A 21,003-nucleotide genomic window follows, 5' to 3' on the forward strand; every position below is an offset into this window, starting at 1 on the left:
ATGTCAGATGAACATTCAACCCACGAGCAAACACGACCGAGTTTGCTCGATAAAATTGGCCATCTTTTTCAAGCTGAGCCAAAAAACAAAAGTGAATTATTAGCCTTAATCAATGATGCAAAACTGCGTCATGTTATCGACCAAAAAACCAAAGAGATGATTAAAGGCGTTATTGATGTCTCTAATCTACGCGTGCGCGATATCATGATCCCACGTTCACAAATGATAACATTAAGCTTGCACCAACAAGTTAATCAATTTTTACCTATTATCATTGACTCCGCACATTCACGTTTCCCAGTTATAACTGAAGATAAAGATCATATCGTTGGGTTATTACTGGCTAAAGATCTGATTAAATATGGTTTCAAAAATGAAACCAGTGAATTTAAAATAAAAGATATCTTGCGCGAAGCGGTCGTTGTACCCGAGAGCAAACGCTTAGATACATTACTCAAAGAATTTCGTTGTCAGCGTTATCATATGGCCATTGTTGTAGATGAATACGGTGGCGTTTCAGGATTGGTTACTATTGAAGATATTCTTGAGGTGATAGTTGGTGAAATCGAAGATGAATATGACGATGAAGAAGTAGCGGATATCCGCAAGATTGGTAAACGGACTTATGCCGTAAATGCGCTCACGAGTATTGATGATTTTAATGACTATTTTGGTACTAACTATAATATCGAAGAACAAGATACCATTGCAGGTTTACTGATCCATCAATTAGGCCACCTACCGAGTCGTGGTGAATATATTAATATTAATGGGTATAAATACAAAGTTATCAATGCCGATAACCGACGTTTGATACAGTTACAAGTACATCTCCCCAAAGAGCTAAAAAACATTGAAAAATAAGTTTTTAATGTTTGCAAAGACATTTACGAAGACGCTACGAGGGCAACTTTGTATTGCTCTCATTTTAGGTGCTGTACAGGTCTTTGCCTTTGCACCCTTTGAATTACCTTGGGTTCTTTATCCCTCTTTTATTGGCTTCTTTTTTCTCTTAGAAGAAATAAAAAAAAGCACAAAAAAACTTTTCCTGCTTTGTTTTACATTTAACTTTTCTATGTTCGTTGCCACGGTGCACTGGATTTATGTCAGCATGGATCAATTTGGTGGTATGCCAACCATCGTTAATGTAAGTTTAATTGCACTATTTTGTAGTTATTTAGCCCTTTTCCCCAGTTTTGCTTTGTGGCTAACATTTCGTTTAAATTTTATATCAAAAATAATGCGTTACCTGCTCGTGTTACCTGTATTCTGGCTGTTAATGGATATGTTTAGAGGCTGGTTTTTAACGGGATTCCCTTGGGCTTATCTTGGCTATAGCCATATCGATACGCCTTTAATTGGTTTTGCGCCTATCTTTGGTGTACAAGGAGTAACGCTTGCTATCTTGCTACTTTGTGGTGCATTAACGCTGATATTACAGCAACAATATAACAAAATAGCCTTGGCACTTATTATTAGCCTTCTACTCTTAGGTGCACTATTAAAATCCATTCGTTATACACAGCTTCAAAGCCCTATTAACATCACTTTAATACAAGGCAATATTGACCAACATAAAAAATGGGAGCCGGGAAACTTATATACTTCTCTATTTAAGTATTTAAATTTGAGTAATATAAAAGATAAAAAACAGGAATTAATAATTTGGCCAGAATCTGCAATTGCAGCATTAGAACTTGAAATACAACCTGCTTTACAGTCAATTTCAGCAGACTTACAAGAAAAAAACAAAACGCTACTAACGGGTATTATTGAGTATAACCAACAAACCAAACAATACTTTAACAGTATTATAACGTTAGGAAAACAACCATCAGGAGATAGTTATTCAGAAAAAAGCACCGCTCGTTATCGAAAATCTCATTTGCTACCCATTGGTGAATTTGTACCTTTTGAAAAGTGGTTGCGCCCACTAGCACCCTATTTTAACTTGCCTATGTCCAGCTTTTCTCCCGGACATACAGTCCAACCTAATTTACGTTACGCACAAACCAACTTGATAGCCACGCTTTGCTATGAAATCACCTTTCCTGAACTTTTACGCAAGAATATCCATGAAGATACAGGCGTCATTCTCACCTTAAGTAATGATGCTTGGTTTGATTTTTCCATTGGGCCAGCTCAACATTTACAAATTGCACGTATGCGCGCCATCGAATTCGCGCGTCCTTTACTCCGCAGTACCAATACCGGCATCACGGCTATTTACAACCGTTTTGGCCAAGAGAAAGGTCGTTTAAAAGCACATCAAGCAGGAGCTTTGCAACTAAAAATTCGCCCAGCTATCGGTGACACACCTTACCAATCTTTTGGATCCCTATTTTTAAATATATATTGCTTTATCGTACTATTGCTACTATTTATCCGCTTTAAAATTAAATTAACAGATATTTATACCCCTATCAAAAAAAACAAACAAAAGAGTAAGAAAATAAGGAATAATAATGAAAGCTAGATTTGTATTTTTTGCACTGGTCACAGGATTATTTTCTTTAGGTGTGCTTCAAACCGTACAACGACATATTAGCTTTAACATCCCTTGGGTTCCCGGTGTAACACGTACTATCTGGAACATTGATGCAAAAATCACCTTTAATGCTCTTGTTAACTCCCCTATTACCGCATCATTAACCACCCCTAAAGCCCAAAAAGGCTTTGTTCAAATAAGCCAGAGCGCGGCGTCCCCAGGTTATGGCTTGTCATACCTTGACAACAATGAACAAAACACTAAAAAAGTGCAATGGACTATCCGCTCCGCAGAGGGGAAACAAACTTTATATTATAATATTCAAATGATGGTCGATAATAAAAACCAGAAAAATCCGACCGCCGATATGCCCCCGATTATTGACATGCCATATAGCAACTCGGCTGAGTCTACAGCAGGTAATGCATTAATAAAAGAAGCCTTAAAAACCAGTGCAGATGCTTTTAGTCTGACGCGAGAAATTTTAAAAAAAATCAATGCAGAAGAGCCAAGTCAAAATGTCAAATTATTACTCAGCAATAATAATGATAAAACTAAACTTCTTATGACGCTCCTTAACCGCGCAAAAATTGCTAGCAGACACATTGGCGCATTAAATTTAGAAGATGGTCGAAGACGCCAACATTTACAAATTTTAGTTGAAGTTTTTGAAATGAAAAATGATGTTATTCACACCCAAATTTTTGAAGCTAATAGCACTAACAGCATCCGCACTGATAATTTATTATTATGGGATCAAAGTGGTGTTGCATTGCTTGAACTCAGTGGTGGCGAACATTCAAACGTTAGCTTTTCAATGATAAAACAAGAGCAACCCGCATTATCTGCCATTATACAAAAAACGGAAAATGCACAATTATTTGACTTTTCAATACACAGTTTACCCGTCGAAGACCAAGCGCTATTTAAAGGCATATTAATGATACCTCTCGGTGTTCTCGTCGTTGTATTAATGCGAGTTTTGATAGGTCTTAAAACATCTGGCACATTTATGCCCGTATTAATAGCAATGGCATTTATACAAACCAGCTTAATAACGGGAATAATAGGATTTACTTTACTGGTTGCCATCGGTCTGTTTATTCGTTCCTACCTCTCGCAACTTAATTTACTCCTGGTATCACGAATATCCACGGTGATCATTATGGTTATATTATTAATAGCAATGTTTGGAGTGTTGTCTTATAAATTAGGATTAACAGAAGGACTAAAAATCACTTTCTTCCCGATGATCATTTTGTCTTGGACAATTGAACGTATGTCCGTTTTATGGGAAGAAGAAGGTCCAAAAGAGGTCTTATTACAAGGCGGAGGGAGCTTACTTGTTGCCATATTTGCCTATTTTGTAATGAGTAATGATATTGCACGTCATTTAATGTTTAACTTTATCGGCTTACAATTTGTCATTATGAGTTTTGTTCTGTTATTAGGTAGTTACACTGGCTATCGTTTACTCGAATTACGCCGTTTTAAACCCTTAGTCGATCAGGAATAAGACATGTTTTTAAGTAACCCATTTGAATTAAAAAGAAGAGGGATTCTAGGGATGAACCAACGTAACAGCGCTTACATTGGTCGTTATAATCCACGTAAACTTTACCCTTTGGTTGATAATAAACTAAAAACAAAAATAATTGCACGCAAAGCAAATGTAACGACCCCTGCATTACTCGGTGTTATCTCCATACAAGCCGAAGTCGCAGGCGTTGAAAAGTACATAAAAAACTGCTCTGGTTTCGTTATTAAACCCGCTAAAGGTAGTGGTGGTAAAGGTATTTTGGTGATAACTAAAGTTATCAATGGTCGATATTATCGCCCTAACGGTAATGAAGTACTTTTAGATGATGTACAACGTCATGTGACCAATATATTAGCCGGCCTTTTCAGCTTAGGGGGCAGTGCTGATGTTGCCATTGTTGAAGCATTAATTCTATTTGATAATGCTTTTGATGGATTTAGTTTTGAGGGTGTACCCGATGTACGCATTATTGTTTTTAAAGGTTTCCCTGTGATGGCTATGATGCGCCTTTCAACAGCGGCCTCAGATGGCAAAGCGAATTTACATCAAGGCGCGGTGGGTGTCGGTATTGATATTAAAACCGGAAAAGCACTACATGCGGTGCAGTTTGATAAACCTATCAAATACCATCCTGATACTAATAAAGAATTGGCTCTTTTAACTGTACCTAAATGGGATAGACTAATCTGGTTAGCATCGAGCTGTTATGAAATGTCAGGAATGGGATATTTAGGCACGGACATGGTATTAGATCGTGATTTGGGACCAATGTTATTAGAGCTTAATGCTCGCCCAGGTCTCGCCATACAAATAGCCAATGGACAAGGTATATTACCGCGCCTAAAACTAGTAGAAAGTTTAGGTGAAAATGTATCAATGAGCGTTGATGAGCGCGTGCAGTTTTGCCAAAAGAATTTTTCTCAATAAAAACGAGTGCCACAGAAAAAATGTGGCACCTCTTACTTTGTTTTTTTAATATTTGTCGTTATTTCTATACGCTTTATAATCTGACTTTTGTTCATCGGTTAATACTTGAAAACTATCATAGCGAGCTTTCATTTTAGCAAGTTTTCTATCTGTTCTGTATTGTTCTTTATTGTTAATCATTGTGCGCACTTTCGCTTCATCAAAGGACGCGTTATCAAATACATCATAATTCCCTTTATGCGCAACACGTTGCATATTTTTATCTGCTCGTAGCTTATCCCAGATTGCATTTATTTTTTGTTGCTGTACTTTCGTTAAATTTAAATTTGAAAAAATGTTATTACCATGATGGTTTTGAGATCCACCACAACCATTGTGCATAGAAGAGCCGTATCTATGTCCATGTTGCCCATCATTATTATGTTGATATCTATTTGCATTAGCAGCTGATGCGACTCCAAGCGCAATAACCAATACAACCGCACAGACTGATGATGTTAAACCGATCTTTTTCATATTATTTACCTTCTCTCATTAATGTATAGTGTTCATTATAGAAAAGAGTTTTGTCTCAATTATGTCGCCAAATAAAAGATTTTGTTGAGATCTGTGTCTACGACGTTTTTTGACACAATTTGACATAAAAAAACCGAGAATACACTCGGTTTTTTTGCATCATTAAGAGTCGGCTCACTCACAGCGTTATTTTACCAGTGTGAGCGTTGGACCTTTGGGTTTTGGTTTTTTATCCTTATCCGGAGACTTTTCTAATACATCATCATAAGAAACTTCATCCGGAAACATGGTTCCAGCCCCATTTTCACGCGCATAAATACCCAAAATAGCATACACAGGGACATAAACTTGCATCGCTTGCCCTGAAAACCGTGCATTAAATGAAATGGCATTGTCATCCATGCTAAATTGCATCACAGAGCAAGGAGATATATTTAAAACTATCTTGCCGTCTTCAATAAATTTCTGTGGCACCTCAACACCTTTTTTTGTTGCATCAACAATAATATGCGGTGTGTTTTCACTGTCAACAATCCAGTTGTAAAATGCACGTAACAAATAAGGTCTCTGCGCTAACATGCGACTCATTATATTCCTACTCGGATTTCACGCTCAGTTTCAGTTAATGAAGCTTGAAATGATTCACGTTCAAATACTTTGACCATATAACTTTTAAGCCCAGGGATTTCACCCGTCAGCTCAATTTTAAGCTCCGGGAGACGCCATAACAAAGGCGCCATATAACAATCTACTAAAGTAAATTCTTCTGACATGAAGTAAGCAAAATGATCAAAAACTGGCGCAATAAGTGAGATAGAATCACCTAATTTAATACGCGCAGCATTTGCAGCAACACTATCATTACCCATAATAATATCGACTAATGGATACCAATCTCTCTCTACACGTTGCATCATTAAACGACTTTTACCGCGTTCAACAGGATAAACAGGCATTAAAGGTGGATGCGGAAAACGTTCATCTAAATATTCCATAATGATACGTGAGTCATACAACACTAAATCTCTGTCAACTAATGTTGGCACCGTATTATACGGGTTAAGATCAATTAATTCTGCAGGCCAATTACTTTCATCCGTAAATGTTATCTCGACATTCACTCCTTTTTCAGCTAAAACAATCCGTGTTTGATGGCTATATAAATCTGAGACACCTGAAAATAGTGTCATAACAGAACGTTTATTTGCTGCTACCGTCATATAATTTTCCTAATAAATATAATAAATAATAATCTGTAAAAGTAAGCCATAAAATACTACTCCGGCAATTGTACGTGTTGCTGTTCGTGATGACTTGGGGCGTTCTTATGCAACGGGTAAGAGAAAAGATGCGGTTGCACGTGTTTGGATCCGTCCTGGTTCGGGTAAAGTAACGATTAACGGTCGTGAAATGAACAAGTATTTTGCACGTCCTGTGTTGCAAATGGTACTTGCGCAGCCGTTTTCTGTTGCAGGTGTAACTGGTGAATTTGATGTGATGGCTACGGTCAAAGGCGGCGGATTATCTGGTCAAGCTGGTGCGGTAAAACACGGTATTTCCAAAGCTTTGCAACTTTATGAACCTACCTTGCGTCCGGCCTTAAAGGCCGCTGGTTTCTTAACACGTGATGCACGTGTTGTTGAACGTAAAAAAGTTGGTCTACATAAAGCACGTAAACGTCCACAATTCTCAAAACGTTAACCCCACGTTACAAGAAAGTTTTTTTCCCAAAACTTTTTGTGTGCTGGCATAGGCTATTCGAAGGGGTAGGTTTGCCGGACTTTGTCGTGTGAACCTCAACAATTGAAGACGTTTGGGTGTTCACCAACGTGTAACTATTTATTGGGTAAGCTTTTAATGAAAACTTTTACAGCTAAACCAGAAACCGTAAAACGCGACTGGTATGTTGTTGACGCGACCGGTAAAACTCTGGGCCGTCTGGCTACTGAACTGGCTCGTCGCCTGCGCGGTAAGCACAAAGCGGAATACACTCCGCACGTAGATACCGGTGATTACATCATCGTTCTGAACGCTGACAAAGTTGCTGTAACCGGCAACAAGCGTACTGACAAAGTGTACTATCACCACACCGGCCACATCGGTGGTATCAAACAAGCGACCTTTGAAGAGATGATTGCTCGCCGTCCTGAGCGTGTGATTGAAATCGCGGTTAAAGGCATGTTGCCAAAAGGCCCGCTGGGTCGTGCTATGTTCCGTAAACTGAAAGTTTACGCTGGAACTGAGCATCAACATTCTGCACAGCAACCACAAGTTTTAGACATCTAATGATCACAAATCATTCTATCTTGTTTTTTTTCTTGTAAAATATAATCACTATAATATTAAAAACAACTTAATCACTATTGGAGAAAATACGGTGAGAAAAACTAAAATAGTATGTACGATTGGTCCGAAATCCGAATCAAAAGAAATGTTAACAAAGCTTGTTAACAATGGCATGAATGTGATGCGTTTAAACTTTTCTCATGGAAACTTCGCAGAGCATGGAGCCCGCATTACAACTATCCGTAAAATATGTCAAGAAACCGGAATAAATGTTGCGATTTTATTAGATACGAAAGGACCTGAGATCCGCACCGTAAAACTTGCAGGTGGTAATGATGTTACATTAAACGCAGGTCAAGAGTTCACTCTTTCAACCGATCAAAGCATTATTGGTGACAATACTATTGTTGCGGTTACTTATGTAAATTTCGCCAACGATCTAAGCGTTGGTAATACCATTTTGCTTGATGATGGCCTTATTGAAATGACAGTAAAAAGCATTGCAAATGGTGATGTGCTTTGTATCGTGCAAAATACCGGTGAGTTAGGCGAAAATAAAGGGGTTAATTTACCTGGTGTAAAAGTACAACTTCCGGCGCTTTCTGAAAAAGATAAAGGTGATTTAATCTTTGGCTGTGAGCAAAACGTAGACTTCATTGCGGCTTCTTTTATTCGTAAAAAAGAAGATGTTCTAGAAATTCGTGCTTTATTAAAAGAAAATGGAGGCGAAAACATCCAAATCATATCTAAAATCGAAAACCAAGAAGGGGTTGATAATTTTGATGCGATATTGGAAGTTTCGGACGCGATCATGGTTGCTCGTGGTGATTTAGGTGTTGAAATCGCCGTTGAGGAAGTTATCTTCGCACAAAAAATGATGATTGAAAAAGCTAACTTTGCCCGTAAACCTGTTATTACAGCAACTCAGATGCTTGATTCTATGATTAAAAACCCTAGACCTACAAGAGCTGAAGCGGGTGATGTTGCTAACGCTATTTTAGATGGTACTGATGCGGTAATGCTTTCAGGTGAGTCAGCGAAAGGTAAATACCCAGCTGAAGCTGTTGAAATAATGGCAACAATTTGTACTCGTACCGATGCTGTTATGCCACCACGCACTATCTCTTCTGCAGTGCAACTCAGTAGTATTACAGGTGCTATCTGTAATAGCGCAGTCAGCAACGCAGAGCAACTTAATGTCGAACTTATCATTGTTGCAACAGGTGCGGGTAAATCAGCACGCTCTTTACGTAAATACTTTCCAAGTGCTATGATTTTAGCATTAACCAACAACTCTAAAACAGCTCAACAACTTGCACTTACCAAAGGTGTTTTAGCAAAAGTTATCGATAAACAAGAGTCTGTAGAAGCCTTTTATACATTAGGCATGGATATTGCAAAAAATCTTGGCCTTGTTAAATCGGGTGATAAAGTCGTGATGGTATCTGGATCATTAGTACCTTCAGGTACGACAAATACTGCTTCGGTACATATGATTTCTTAATTTTTATCCTGAATATTAAAAGCACTGCACTATGCAGTGCTTTTTTATTTTTGATACTTAGCTCATTTTATTCCCCACTTTTTTTGAGTTCGCTTTTCCATGAGTGTTGTTTTCACACATAAAAAAATATAATCATAAAAAAAAGAAGCTTAGATATAGAAAAAAGGTAGTATAAGGTTTTATTTTATCTTGGTTGATGGTTTGAAATGCAATTTAAAACTCATTTTCTCTATTTTTTAAAACCTATTATAGGAGGGCTTGTTATTGCAACGCTTCTCTTGCAAGGCGTAAAATACGAACAAAAATTAAGTGATTTCATCAATAATGATCAAATTCTTAGCTACCATGACGCCGTCATAAAAGCATCACCAGCGGTCGTTAATATATACTCTCAACAATATACTAATTCAACCATTGATACCGCTCAGCATTTACAGCCTACTGGACTTGGATCTGGAATAATCGTCAGTAAAAATGGTTATATTGTGACCAATTATCATGTTATTGCACAAGCTGATCAAATTTTAATCGCATTACAAGACGGACGACTTTTTACCGCAAAAATTATCGGCAGTGATTCGTTAACAGACTTAGCCGTTTTACAAATAGATGGGGATAATTTACCTACTATCCCACAAAATCCAAAATATAATCCTCGTGTAGGCGATATTGTATTAGCAATCGGTAATCCTTATAATCTCGGACAAACGATAACCCAAGGAATTATTAGCGCAACAGGCCGAAGTGGAATGAGTTCCTCTGGACGCCAAGATTTTCTGCAAACAGATGCGGCGATTAATGCGGGTAACTCGGGGGGAGCATTAATCAATAGCCGTGGTGAATTAGTAGGGATTAACACCTCTGAATTTTATAGTAATAAGAATAATTTAAGTAATGGTATCAGCTTTGCTATCCCGTATAAATTAGCCAACCGAATCACACAGAGTCTGATTAAATATGGACGAGTTATTCGCGGATCTTTAGGGATTAGAGGTAAAAAAATCGATCCTATTCTTGCACGATTATGGGGACTAAAAGCACAAGATAACCTGATAGTCGAATTTTTAGCGACCGGAGGCCCCGCAGATATAGCAGGCGTAAAAGAAGGTGATATTTTACTGAAAATAAATGATGAAAAAGCCAATAATTTTATCGAAACATTAGATAAAGTTGCAGAATTTAAACCCGGTACAAAAGTTATTCTGACACTCTTGCGCAAGGGTGAAACCCTTAAACTTGAGGTTACCATTGGTGAGTTTGATTCTTTACGCTTAGATTAAAAAACGTTTAACGTTCCTTTTATTATTATATGCATTTATAAATACACACTTAAACGTTATAAAAATTAATTGTTTAACTATAAAATAAACTTTTAGGTATTATGTTAATAAGAAAATGACTTTAATTTTCCGATACCAAATAAAAAAGGGGAAGCTTACGCTCCCCTTTTTTTTATATATCTTAGCTTAAAGGTTCTTTTTACACTTAATTCTTTTAATTTTGGCACCTAATGGAATCAATTTATCTTCAATGGCTTCATAACCACGATCAATATGATAAATTTCATCAACAATTGTTTCACCTTTCGCAATTAAACCTGCAATCACCAAACTTGCCGAGGCGCGTAAATCTGTCGCCATCACTTTAGCTCCCGTTAAACGATCCTTAGATCCACAAATTGCTAAATTACCATCTAGCTCAATATTTGCACCCATACGCTGTAATTCAGGAACATGCATAAAACGATTTTCAAATATATTTTCTTTGATGCGTCCAATACCCGTCGCAACAGTATTTAAAAGTGTGAATTGAGCTTGCATATCAGTCGGGAATGCAGGATATGGTGCAGTTGTAATATTCACCGATTTAAGCTCCCTACCTCGCATATCTACTTCTACCCAGTCATCATCCATACTAACTAACGCACCAGCTTCTTCTAATTTCACTAATACTGCCGTTAATAATTTATGATCTGTTTTTACACATTTAACTCGACCACCACTTACAGCGCCCGCAACAAGAAAAGTACCGGTTTCAATACGATCAGGTTGAATTTTATAATGACAATCACCTAGTGATTCAACACCTTCAATCACAATTGTTTCGGTACCAACACCACTAATTTTACCACCCATACCATTGATAAATTTTGCAAGATCAACAATTTCAGGCTCTTTCGCCGCATTCTCAATCGTAGTCGTTCCCTCAGCAAGCACAGCCGCCATCATTAAATTAGCGGTTCCGGTGACACTGACCATATCCATATAGAGGTGACAGCCTTTTAAACGCCCATCTACACGAGCTTTAATAAAACCATCTTCGACTTTTATTGTCGCACCCATTTGCTCCAAACCATGTATATGCAAATTAATCGGACGCGCGCCAATAGCACAACCACCCGGTAATGAAATATCGGCTTTACCAAAACGTGCAACCAAAGGCCCTAATGCTAAAATAGAAGCGCGCATACTACGTACTAACTCATAAGATGCAGTATAATTTTTTACCGATGAAGAATCGATACGCACACTATGTTTATCTTGCGACACATCAGCACCAAGCTCTCTTAATAATTCCAGAGTGGTCGATATATCTTTTAAAAGTGGCACATTAGTTAAATTTAGCACCCCTTTTGACAATAATGTTGAAAAAAGAATGGGAAGCGCTGCATTTTTAGCACCTGATATTGTGACTTCACCATTTAACTGATCGCCACCTTGAATTAAAAACTGATCCATGAATTTTCCTTACCAATACTAAATAAAATGTTTTTGCTTCTGCCATTCTGCTGGCGTCAATGCTTTAATTGTTAATGCATGAATTGCATTCGTTGCAATTTCATCAACAAAAACAGCATAAATTAACTGCTGTTTTTTAACTCGTGTTAACGGCGTAAAAATATCACTGACAACAATCACTTGAAAATGACCATTTTCACCTTTTACAATACATTCGTCTAACTGTAATGCTTTTTCTAATTTTTCTTTCATTTTTTCAATATTCATTAAAACCTACTATGTAAAAAGAAAATTCACACCATAAAGATGCGATAATATCAGGATTTTATCAGAAACGCCTACAAAAATAATATTTGAACAGTGGCTTTTTATTTGCACTAAATAAGCAAGCCCGGCAGAATCTATATTCTCTAATTTTTCTAAATCAACTTTATTTATTTTTTCATAGATGCTTAATACAGGGTATTTTTTTAGTGACAAATACGTTAAGAGTAACTCCCCTTGTAGATATATTGTTGCGTCATTTACGGAATACGTCACGAAGAAAACTCTATATTTTTAGTTTTTAACAGCTCAATGACATGATCAATGCCTTTTTTCTGGATTAAGCCAGTTAACTCAGATTGCTTAGTTTGTAATAAACTGATCCCTTCGGCAATAACATCAAATACTTTCCATTGCCCTGTTTTTTTGTTTTTTCGTAATTTAAAGGATATTTTGGTCACTTTTTTAGTGCTATCAATGACTCGAACAGGGATAGTAATAATACGTTTATTAGAAAAATCAGAAACGTCTAATATTTCTAACTTTTGATTTTTAAAACCCTTTAATAGGTGCCCGTAGGCATTAACTAAATAGTCTCTAAATGCATTAACAAAATTTTGACGCTGTACTTTACTTGTGCCTCTCAGGTGCACCCCCATCACTTTATAAGCAGCATATTTATAATCAAAATAAGGTAATAATTGTTCTGCTATAATCTTATTTATCAGCGTAGGATCTTTTTTTAACTGTGCTGCATCTTGATTAATTCGAGCAAAAACTTGCTTAGATACATCGGCTATCACCGAATTAGGATTGCTCATATCAATACTTTGACTGGTGGCAATACTGGTAAATAACAATAAAAAACAACTCAGTAATATACGCATTAACCTTCCTTCTGCAATGAATAAATAAATTGACCAATTAAATCTTCCAATATTAATGCAGGTTTAGTATCTTCAATCGTATCTCCATCACTTAGCATCTCACTCTCCTCATCAATAAATCCAGGGATAATACCAATATATTGTTCTCCTAATAATCCTGATGTATAAATAGAAAGTGATGACGTATCCGAATAATATCCTTTATTTGCATACATAGATAAGCGTACACGAGGCATATAGTTGTCTACATCAAGACTTATATTTTCAACGCGTCCCACAACAACGCCACCCAATTTTACAGGTGCACGTTCCTTTAGACCGCCAATATTAGTAAAGTTTGCATATAACGTATAACTTTTACCCTTACCTTGTAAGGAAACACCAGCAATACTAAATGCGAGGAGAACGAGCGCTATTACTGAACTGATTGCAAAACAACCAACCCAAAATTCAATTCTTTTTTCTGATACTTTTTTTATTGACATCCGTTACATTCCAAACATAAATACGGTTAAAATAAAATCCATCGCCAAAATTAATAATGACGATACGACAACTGTTGTCGTGGTAGAGCGACTAATACCTTGTGCATTAGGAATCACATAATAACCGTTATATAACGCCACCCAAGTAATAATAAAAGCAAAAACAACACTTTTAATGATGCTGTTACCAACATCGGCGAACACATCAACACTGCCTTGCATTACTGACCAGAACGAACCGGAATCAATACCCATCCAGTATACGCCCACTATATATCCGCCCCAAATAGCAAATATATTAAATAATAAGGTCAGCATAGGTAAGGTTACTATTCCCGCTAATAAGCGTGGCGCGAGAACACGTTTTAAAGGAGAGACCCCCATCATTTCCATACTTGCCAGTTGCTCCGTACTTTGCATCAAACCAATTTCTGCGGTGAGCGCTGATCCCGCTCGCCCAGCAAAAAGCAAGGCACTCACCACTGGTCCCAATTCTCGTAATAACGATAATGCTACCATACTGCCTAGATTTTCTTCTGCGGCATAAGCAACAAGAACATAATAGCCTTGTAAACTTAATACCATACCGATAAAGAATCCAGCCGTTAAAATAATCGGCAAAGATAAAACACCCAACTGAAATATTTGTACAATAAATAAAGAAAATAATTTTTTATGTGGTTTTACACATAATATACGCTTTAAGAGTAAACATGCACGTCCAGTCACTTGTATTACCGCTAAAATTGTCCGTCCAACCGCACTCACAAAAGAAGATATCATAAATTAACCTTAGCTAATTCTTGCACAAAAGGTTCGGCTTTAGCATGAAAAGGTACTGGCCCATCGTTATGTCCACATAAAAACTGCTGTAATAGAGCATTATCGGTAGCATTAAATACTTCCTCTACACTGCCCTGTGCAATAATTTTACCTTCCGCTAAAACATAAACATTATCTGCAATCGACAGAACCTCATCAACATCATGAGAAACAATAATAGATGTTAAACCTAAGGTTTTATTTAATTGTTGCACCAACTTTAATAATACATTCATTGAAATTGGATCTTGTCCAGTGAAAGGTTCATCATACATGATAAGTTCTGGATCTAAAGCTATAGCACGAGCTAAAGCAACTCGTCTTGCCATGCCTCCTGACAATTCGATTGGCAATAAATGTTGTACGCCACGTAATCCTACCGCTTCAAGCTTCATTAAAACCAATGTTGTTAATAAACTTTCTTCAAGCTGATAATGTTCCCGTAATGGAAACGCTACATTTTCAAAAACATTTAATTCATTAAATAAAGCACCACTTTGAAATAACATGCCCATTTTTTTGCGCACATTAAAAAGCATTTTCTGATCGCAATCATGAATAGGAATATCGTTAAAAATTATTTCACCGCTATTCGCTTGTAATTGCCCACCAATTAATTTTAACAACGTAGTTTTCCCTATACCACTAGGGCCTAAAATAGCGGTGATTTTCCCACGTTTAAATTCAAAATCTAATTGATCAAACAAAATATGACCCGAACGGCTAAATGTCATTTTTTTTATTTGTAAATGATTGTTATTTCTCATTAAAAATATCTACATAGTGAAAAACAAATTATAGTGTAATAAAATGCGCTTTTTTATACAAATTTTAATGGGCAAATATATTCTTCTTTTACACTCAATGATGATAAAGCATTAAATTTATGCTTTATCATCAGTTAAGCCTTTATTTTTTTAGTGATAACCGTGACAATAACAGCTTAATCTTTTAGCTATCGAGAAATACAATGATCGAAACACTCTATGGAAACATCAGCGTTGACAACTATCAGCGCGCAAAAAAAATCAAACTCCTTATCTGTGATGTGGATGGTGTTTTTTCAGATGGGCGTATTTATCTCGGTAACCAAGGAGAAGAATTAAAAGCGTTTCATACTAAAGACGGATTTGGTATGCAAACGATTATGAAAATCGGCATTAATATTGCCATTATCACGGGAAGAAAATCGAATATTGTCGCAAATAGAATGCATGCTTTAGGTGTGACACTTATTTATCAAGATGAAAAAGATAAACTAAGTGTTTATCAAACCCTACTTATTCAGCTAAAATTAAACGCAGATGAAGTCGCTTATATCGGCGACGATGTAGTAGATTTACCTGTAATACAAGCCTGTGGACTCGGCATTGCAGTACAGGATGCGCACCCATTAGTCATACGAAATGCCGATTTAATAACACAAACACCTGGTGGTTTTGGAGCCGTGCGTGAAGTCTGCGATCTTTTTTTACAGTGTAATAATGTATTACAGATCACTACCGGTAAAAGTGAGTGAATAAATAAATGAATAAACGTCATATCATCCCTTTTGCATTACTCTTAATCGCTTTTCTTTTTTGGTCATATTTTAAAAATGACCCATCAAAAAAAATATCTAAAGTGCATAATCCAAATTATATTGCCTATAATATAAGTAATGTGCATTATGATAAAAAAGGAGAGATTAGCTACAAAATGTTTGCCGATAAATCTACCACCTTTAGCCTGGAAGATTACACTGTTTTTATCAACCCTCGTGTTATTGTATATATTAGAAATAAAGATACTAATCAAATAAGTACTTGGCAGATAAAAAGTAAAGAAGGTGTATTAATTGATCAAAATAAATTACAACTCAGTGATAAGGTGCGCGTTAAAAACCTTAGCCTAGATCAACTGGTACAAAATATGGCAACAGAAAAGCTTACTTTATTACTCGACAAAAAAGAAATTAGCTCAGATATTTTTATTACTTGGGATGGGCCTCAAATGCATCAACAGGGTATCGGTATGTGGGCTTCACTGTTGAGCAATGAATTAATAGTAAAAAACAATATAAAAGCGGTGTACTTCAATGAAAAGAATTAAAGCAGGAATAATCTGTAGCGCGTTACTATTTTCAATCAATACGCTAGCTCTCGAGTCAGATTATACAAAACCTATCCATGTTAGCTCCATCAGCCAACATGCAAAAATGAAAAAAAACAGTGTCGTTTTTTTAGACGATGTTTTATTAACACAAGGTAGCATTATCATTACGGCAGATACGTTAACCGTTACCCGTAGCCAACAAGCAAATCATGAAAAGATGCTTGCTCAAGGCCAAGTAGCTACGTTTTATCAAACTCAAGAAGATGGTAGACCGTTTAATGCTCATGCAAATAGCATTGAGTATGATGTTGCTAAATCAAAAATAACACTGACCGGTAATGCACAAGTAAAACAGCTCAACAGTCGTATTAATGGTGCAAAAATAGTTTATTATTTAAACACGGAAGAACTTATTGTCATGAGTGACAATGATAAATCACCACGTGTCCGAACGGTTTTTTTACCCGCTCAGTTTGAAAAAAACAAGACTAAATCTAACTCAAAAAAAGAAAAATAAAAATGTCTGAATTAATCGCAACGGGATTAGTAAAAAGTTACAAAGGACGTACCGTCGTTAACGGCGTTAACTTAACGGTGAAAACAGGAGAAATAGTCGGTCTATTAGGCCCTAATGGTGCTGGGAAAACGACATCTTTTTACATGGTTGTCGGCCTTGTTAAGCAAGATGAAGGAAAAATATGTATTGATGATGAAGATATCTCACATCATCCGATGCATATAAGGGCACAAAAAGGCATTGGTTATCTACCACAAGAAGCTTCTATCTTCCGACGTTTATCTGTGACTGATAATATTATGGGCATTTTACAAACACGTAAAGATCTCAGCGCAAAAGAACGTACTGAAAAATTAAATTCCTTACTGACTGATTTCAATATTACACATATTAAAAATAATAAAGGTATGAGCCTCTCTGGTGGTGAACGACGTCGTGTAGAAATTGCACGAGCACTCGCAACCGATCCTAAATTTATTTTATTAGATGAACCCTTTGCAGGCGTAGATCCCATTTCAGTTCTCGATATAAAAAAAATTATTGAACAATTACGCGATCGGGGTCTAGGCGTGCTGATAACAGATCATAATGTACGTGAAACGTTAGACGTTTGTCAGCACTCTTATATAGTAAGTCATGGGGAAATCATTGCGATTGGCACACAAGACGAAATTCTTGCAAATGCAAAAGTAAAAGAAGTTTATTTAGGTGAAGCTTTTAAGTTATAAGTTATCACTTACCTCTATTTATAAGGAAGAACGTATTTTGATGAAACAAGGTTTACAATTGAAAATGGGTCAACAACTTGCCATGACCCCTCAATTACAACAAGCAATCAAATTATTACAACTTTCTACTCTCGATTTACAACAAGAGATACAAAATGCTCTTGAGGAAAATCCACTTCTCGAGCAAGATGATGATAGTGGTCTTGAACAAATAAAAAAAGAACAAGATAGCAGTCAAATCGATACGGCTGAAGCCTTGACAAAGCAAGAATTCTCCGATGATCTTCCCGTCGAAAATAACTGGGATGATGCATATTCACCCCCTCCAACCACATCGATCTCTTCGGGCCGAAACATTTTTGATGGGGAAGATCGTATTTATCAAGGTGAATCTAGCACCACTTTACAAGATCATCTTATTTGGCAAATGCAATTAACCCCCTTTTCTGATACTGATTTATTAATTGCAACCAGCATCATAGATTCTATCGATGAATCAGGATATTTAACCAGTACTTGTGAGTCTATTTTAGAGAGTTTACAAAAAGAAGTTGATGATTTAGAGCTTGATGAAATTTTAGCGGTTCTTAAACGGATACAACATTTTGACCCGGTTGGTGTAGCGGCTCGAGGTGCAAAAGAATGTTTACAAATTCAACTCCGAAATTTAAGTGAAGATACACCCTGGCGTAGTGAAGCTCTTATGGTCATTGGTAACTATATGCACCTTTTAGCCAATAGAGATTACCGTACTCTCGCACGAAAAACAAAATTAAAAGAAACACAATTAGCTCAGATTATGCGCTTAATACAAAGTTTAGAACCCCGTCCTGGTAACAAAATAGAAAGTAGCCAAGCCCAATATATTGTACCGGATGTTTATGTAAAAAAAATAGCAGGCCAATGGTGCGTTTCTTTAAACCAAGAATGTAATCCTAATTTATTTATTAACCAACGTTATGCCAACCTGTGTAAAGGAAAACTAAGTAAAACCGACAATCAATTTATTAAAGGTCACTTACAAGAGGCTAAATGGTTTATTAAAAGCTTAGAAAGTCGTAATGAAACGCTCTTAAAAGTATCAAACTGTATTGTACAGCAGCAACAAGACTTTTTTGAATTTGGCAGTGAAGCAATGAAACCCATGGTGCTCAACGATGTGGCTTATGAAGTTGAAATGCATGAATCGACTATTTCTCGTGTAACCACCCAAAAATTTATGCATACCCCACATGGAATTTATGAATTAAAATTTTTCTTTTCGAGCCATGTTGCCACTGAAAGTGGCGGTGAATGTTCTTCCACAGCGATTAGAGCTCTCATAAAAAAATTAGTCGCAAACGAGCCAAACAACAAACCATTAAGTGATAATAAAATGACTAAAACACTTGAAAGTCAAGGTATTAAAGTGGCACGTCGCACAGTAGCAAAGTACCGTGAGTCATTAGGAATTCCTCCATCGAATCAAAGAAAACAACTGATTTAATACAATCTTGTCTAAAATACAATTTGATCCAAATTAAAAAATAATAATTTACACATAGCAATGCACTTACAACCTGCTAGAATCGCGCACCTTAAAGAAAAACTCTTAGCCGAAAGAATAGCTAGGAGTTTATGTTAATGTTAATGTTAATGTTATTCTGCTTACGCGTTACTTAAACGCTTAATCTTTACGCATAAACTTTTTGAAAAGATGTTTGTTTCTACCATCTAGACTAAGCAGAAAAAGAGTGATCCCTATGAAAATATCAACATTAATAACTGAAGATTCCGTTTTTAGCCAAGTAAATTGTAACAGCAAAAAATCGGCTTTAGAAAAAATAAGTATTAGCGCAGCCACAAAATTAAATCTTGACCCTCAGATACTATTTAATGAGCTGATTGCACGAGAAAAAATAGGCTCTACAGCTGTTGGCTCTGGTGTTGCTATTCCACATATTAAAATACCCAGCTCTTTACCCGCAACCGGTATTTTTTTACAATGTACAAATAGCATTGATTATAATGCTTTCGATGGCAATAATGTTGATATCTTATTTGCTATTTTTGTTCCCGAAGATCGCTGTAAAGAATATTTAAGTACCCTTGCAACTATCAGTGAAAAGTTGTTAGATAAAACACTATTACGTCAACTAAGAAGTGCTAAAAATGACAAAGTGTTGTTCCAATACTTACAATGTAATTAATTAGGCTCTTAACTATGAAATTAATCATCATCAGTGGCCGCTCTGGCTCAGGTAAAACCATAGCATTACATGTGCTTGAAGATCTGGGTTATAACTGCATTGATGGTGTTCCTTTTGCTTTACTTGAACAACTTTTAGAGCATGTTGACGCAAAAAACAATAAAGTAGCCATTAGTTTAGACATCCGAAATTTACCCTGTGACCCGTTAAAAATAGCAAATGTGTTACAAGCTTTACAAAATAAAGTTGATTGTGAAATTATTTATATTGATGCGGATAGCAACGAACTTATTCGACGCTATAGCGAAACAAGAAGATTACACCCTCTTTCTAAACAAAGAATGTCATTATCTCAGGCCATTGAGCTTGAAAATAAATTATTAAAGCCGATTAAAGAAAATGCATCGCTTATTATTGATACGACAACTCTCTCTATTCATAATCTGAATGAACGTTTAAAAATTTATTTACAAGGGAACAGTAAAAGTAAGCTACTCTTAATATTTCAATCCTTTGGTTTTAAATATATGCATCCTAAGGATGCTGATTACATGTTTGATGTGCGTTTTTTACCCAATCCACACTGGCAAGAAAACTTACGTAAATATACGGGATTAGATACTTGTATCGAAGATTACTTAAATGCTTTTCCTATTGTAAAACAAAGCATTAATCAAATTGAGAACCTATTTCAATCTTGGCTTGTACATTTAGAAAATAATAATCGTCATTATGTAACCATTGCTATTGGATGTACCGGAGGAAAGCATCGTTCTGTTTATGTTACAGAGCAACTTGCTAAGCGCTTTAAAAGTCATTATCCAGTACAAATAGAGCATAAATGTTTAAAATAACAAGAAAGCAGTGACTATTAGTTAACAAATAACTACAATACGCAATAAGTTACTCTATGTTAAACTAGGCATGGCATACAAACCAAAAAAATGATAAATATTAACGCATAATAGAGATAAAACAAATAATATAAGAGCCGAATATAAAGGTCACACACAAAGTA

The 21,003-nt window shown here is 36.2% G+C and carries 25 protein-coding genes; 15 read left to right on the top strand and 10 right to left on the bottom strand.

The features are described 5' to 3' along the window. From corC to B8W84_RS05645, 4 genes are read left to right on the top strand one after another with little or no spacing between them, the layout of a single operon-like run. Nucleotides 1-864, top strand: a complete 864-nt coding sequence (gene corC / locus B8W84_RS05630; protein WP_094752302.1) for a CNNM family magnesium/cobalt transport protein CorC — start codon at nt 1-3, stop codon at nt 862-864. Next, a complete protein-coding gene (gene lnt / locus B8W84_RS05635) occupies nt 854-2,476 on the top strand; it encodes an apolipoprotein N-acyltransferase (RefSeq protein WP_257797919.1) in 1,623 nt (540 codons plus the stop codon). The genes corC and lnt overlap by 11 nt, the downstream gene beginning before the upstream one ends. Next, on the top strand, nt 2,466-4,004 hold the full coding sequence (locus tag B8W84_RS05640) for an inactive transglutaminase family protein (protein WP_094752303.1): 1,539 nt from the start codon (nt 2,466-2,468) through the stop codon (nt 4,002-4,004). Before lnt ends, B8W84_RS05640 begins: the two co-directional genes overlap by 11 nt. Before the next feature lie 3 nt (nt 4,005-4,007). Beyond that, nucleotides 4,008-4,955: an alpha-L-glutamate ligase-like protein gene (locus tag B8W84_RS05645; protein ID WP_094752304.1), complete on the top strand. Its 948-nt coding sequence runs from the start codon at nt 4,008-4,010 to the stop codon at nt 4,953-4,955. A 45-nt stretch (nt 4,956-5,000) separates the two neighbouring features. Here B8W84_RS05645 and B8W84_RS05650 read toward each other — a convergent pair whose 3' ends face one another. The 3 genes from B8W84_RS05650 to sspA all read right to left on the bottom strand — a co-directional run bounded on the left by B8W84_RS05650 (nt 5,001) and on the right by sspA (nt 6,691). Further along, complete coding sequence (locus tag B8W84_RS05650; protein ID WP_094752305.1) at nt 5,001-5,471, bottom strand: Spy/CpxP family protein refolding chaperone; 471 nt, start codon at nt 5,469-5,471, stop codon at nt 5,001-5,003. Nucleotides 5,472-5,657: 186 nt separating this feature from the next. Continuing rightward, nucleotides 5,658-6,059, bottom strand: coding sequence for a ClpXP protease specificity-enhancing factor (locus B8W84_RS05655; RefSeq protein ID WP_180706033.1), 402 nt, complete (start codon nt 6,057-6,059; stop codon nt 5,658-5,660). Then, nucleotides 6,059-6,691 (bottom strand): stringent starvation protein SspA, encoded by a 633-nt coding sequence (gene sspA / locus B8W84_RS05660; RefSeq protein ID WP_094752306.1) that lies wholly within the window; start codon nt 6,689-6,691, stop codon nt 6,059-6,061. The genes B8W84_RS05655 and sspA overlap by 1 nt, the downstream gene beginning before the upstream one ends. Nucleotides 6,692-6,785: 94 nt before the next feature. On the opposite strand from sspA, the gene rpsI reads away from it, so the two are divergent. The 4 genes from rpsI to degS all read left to right on the top strand — a co-directional run bounded on the left by rpsI (nt 6,786) and on the right by degS (nt 10,541). Next, nucleotides 6,786-7,172, top strand: a complete 387-nt coding sequence (gene rpsI, locus B8W84_RS05665) for a 30S ribosomal protein S9 (protein ID WP_143522283.1) — start codon at nt 6,786-6,788, stop codon at nt 7,170-7,172. Nucleotides 7,173-7,328: 156 nt separating this feature from the next. Further along, nucleotides 7,329-7,757, top strand: a complete 429-nt coding sequence (gene rplM / locus B8W84_RS05670) for a 50S ribosomal protein L13 (RefSeq protein ID WP_094752307.1) — start codon at nt 7,329-7,331, stop codon at nt 7,755-7,757. A gap of 91 nt (nt 7,758-7,848) precedes the next feature. Further along, nucleotides 7,849-9,261, top strand: coding sequence for a pyruvate kinase PykF (gene pykF / locus B8W84_RS05675; protein WP_094752308.1), 1,413 nt, complete (start codon nt 7,849-7,851; stop codon nt 9,259-9,261). 206 nt (nt 9,262-9,467) lie between these two features. Then, on the top strand, nt 9,468-10,541 hold the full coding sequence (degS, locus tag B8W84_RS05680) for an outer membrane-stress sensor serine endopeptidase DegS (protein ID WP_094752309.1): 1,074 nt from the start codon (nt 9,468-9,470) through the stop codon (nt 10,539-10,541). A 186-nt stretch (nt 10,542-10,727) separates the two neighbouring features. Here the strand turns inward: degS and murA are convergent, their stop codons facing one another. Genes murA through B8W84_RS05715 form a run of 7 tightly spaced genes read right to left on the bottom strand, consistent with a single transcriptional unit; the run spans nt 10,728 to nt 15,224 of the window. Continuing rightward, on the bottom strand, nt 10,728-11,999 hold the full coding sequence (gene murA, locus B8W84_RS05685) for a UDP-N-acetylglucosamine 1-carboxyvinyltransferase (protein ID WP_094752310.1): 1,272 nt from the start codon (nt 11,997-11,999) through the stop codon (nt 10,728-10,730). A gap of 18 nt (nt 12,000-12,017) precedes the next feature. After that, nucleotides 12,018-12,266: a BolA family protein gene (locus tag B8W84_RS05690; RefSeq protein ID WP_094752311.1), complete on the bottom strand. Its 249-nt coding sequence runs from the start codon at nt 12,264-12,266 to the stop codon at nt 12,018-12,020. A 9-nt stretch (nt 12,267-12,275) separates the two neighbouring features. Further along, a complete protein-coding gene (locus B8W84_RS05695) occupies nt 12,276-12,539 on the bottom strand; it encodes a hypothetical protein (RefSeq protein ID WP_094752312.1) in 264 nt (87 codons plus the stop codon). Beyond that, the gene (locus B8W84_RS05700; RefSeq protein ID WP_094752313.1) at nt 12,536-13,150 is read right to left on the bottom strand and encodes an MlaC/ttg2D family ABC transporter substrate-binding protein; all 615 of its coding nucleotides are present in this window, start codon (nt 13,148-13,150) and stop codon (nt 12,536-12,538) included. The genes B8W84_RS05695 and B8W84_RS05700 overlap by 4 nt, the downstream gene beginning before the upstream one ends. Next, entirely contained in the window at nt 13,150-13,635 is a 486-nt protein-coding gene (gene mlaD / locus B8W84_RS05705) for an outer membrane lipid asymmetry maintenance protein MlaD (protein WP_094752314.1), read from the bottom strand. The genes B8W84_RS05700 and mlaD overlap by 1 nt, the downstream gene beginning before the upstream one ends. Before the next feature lie 3 nt (nt 13,636-13,638). Then, nucleotides 13,639-14,418 (bottom strand): lipid asymmetry maintenance ABC transporter permease subunit MlaE, encoded by a 780-nt coding sequence (gene mlaE, locus B8W84_RS05710; protein WP_094752315.1) that lies wholly within the window; start codon nt 14,416-14,418, stop codon nt 13,639-13,641. Continuing rightward, a complete protein-coding gene (locus B8W84_RS05715) occupies nt 14,415-15,224 on the bottom strand; it encodes an ABC transporter ATP-binding protein (RefSeq protein WP_094752316.1) in 810 nt (269 codons plus the stop codon). The genes mlaE and B8W84_RS05715 overlap by 4 nt, the downstream gene beginning before the upstream one ends. Nucleotides 15,225-15,427: 203 nt before the next feature. On the opposite strand from B8W84_RS05715, the gene kdsC reads away from it, so the two are divergent. The 7 genes from kdsC (at nt 15,428) to rapZ (ending at nt 20,839) form a co-directional block, all read left to right on the top strand. Further along, nucleotides 15,428-15,976, top strand: a complete 549-nt coding sequence (gene kdsC / locus B8W84_RS05720; RefSeq protein ID WP_094752317.1) for a 3-deoxy-manno-octulosonate-8-phosphatase KdsC — start codon at nt 15,428-15,430, stop codon at nt 15,974-15,976. A gap of 8 nt (nt 15,977-15,984) precedes the next feature. Continuing rightward, nucleotides 15,985-16,548: an LPS export ABC transporter periplasmic protein LptC gene (gene lptC / locus B8W84_RS05725; RefSeq protein WP_094752318.1), complete on the top strand. Its 564-nt coding sequence runs from the start codon at nt 15,985-15,987 to the stop codon at nt 16,546-16,548. Continuing rightward, nucleotides 16,535-17,068, top strand: a complete 534-nt coding sequence (gene lptA, locus B8W84_RS05730) for a lipopolysaccharide transport periplasmic protein LptA (RefSeq protein ID WP_094752319.1) — start codon at nt 16,535-16,537, stop codon at nt 17,066-17,068. Before lptC ends, lptA begins: the two co-directional genes overlap by 14 nt. A 2-nt stretch (nt 17,069-17,070) precedes the next feature. Then, nucleotides 17,071-17,796: an LPS export ABC transporter ATP-binding protein gene (lptB, locus tag B8W84_RS05735; RefSeq protein WP_094752320.1), complete on the top strand. Its 726-nt coding sequence runs from the start codon at nt 17,071-17,073 to the stop codon at nt 17,794-17,796. A 40-nt stretch (nt 17,797-17,836) separates the two neighbouring features. Continuing rightward, nucleotides 17,837-19,282: an RNA polymerase factor sigma-54 gene (locus tag B8W84_RS05740; protein ID WP_094752750.1), complete on the top strand. Its 1,446-nt coding sequence runs from the start codon at nt 17,837-17,839 to the stop codon at nt 19,280-19,282. 256 nt (nt 19,283-19,538) lie between these two features. Continuing rightward, nucleotides 19,539-19,985: a PTS sugar transporter subunit IIA gene (locus B8W84_RS05745; protein WP_094752321.1), complete on the top strand. Its 447-nt coding sequence runs from the start codon at nt 19,539-19,541 to the stop codon at nt 19,983-19,985. 14 nt (nt 19,986-19,999) lie between these two features. Further along, nucleotides 20,000-20,839 (top strand): RNase adapter RapZ, encoded by an 840-nt coding sequence (rapZ, locus tag B8W84_RS05750; protein ID WP_094752322.1) that lies wholly within the window; start codon nt 20,000-20,002, stop codon nt 20,837-20,839. Nucleotides 20,840-21,003 lie beyond the last annotated feature (164 nt).

It is taken from the genome of Psychromonas sp. CD1 (assembly GCF_002239585.1).
GTDB lineage: Bacteria > Pseudomonadota > Gammaproteobacteria > Enterobacterales > Psychromonadaceae > Psychromonas.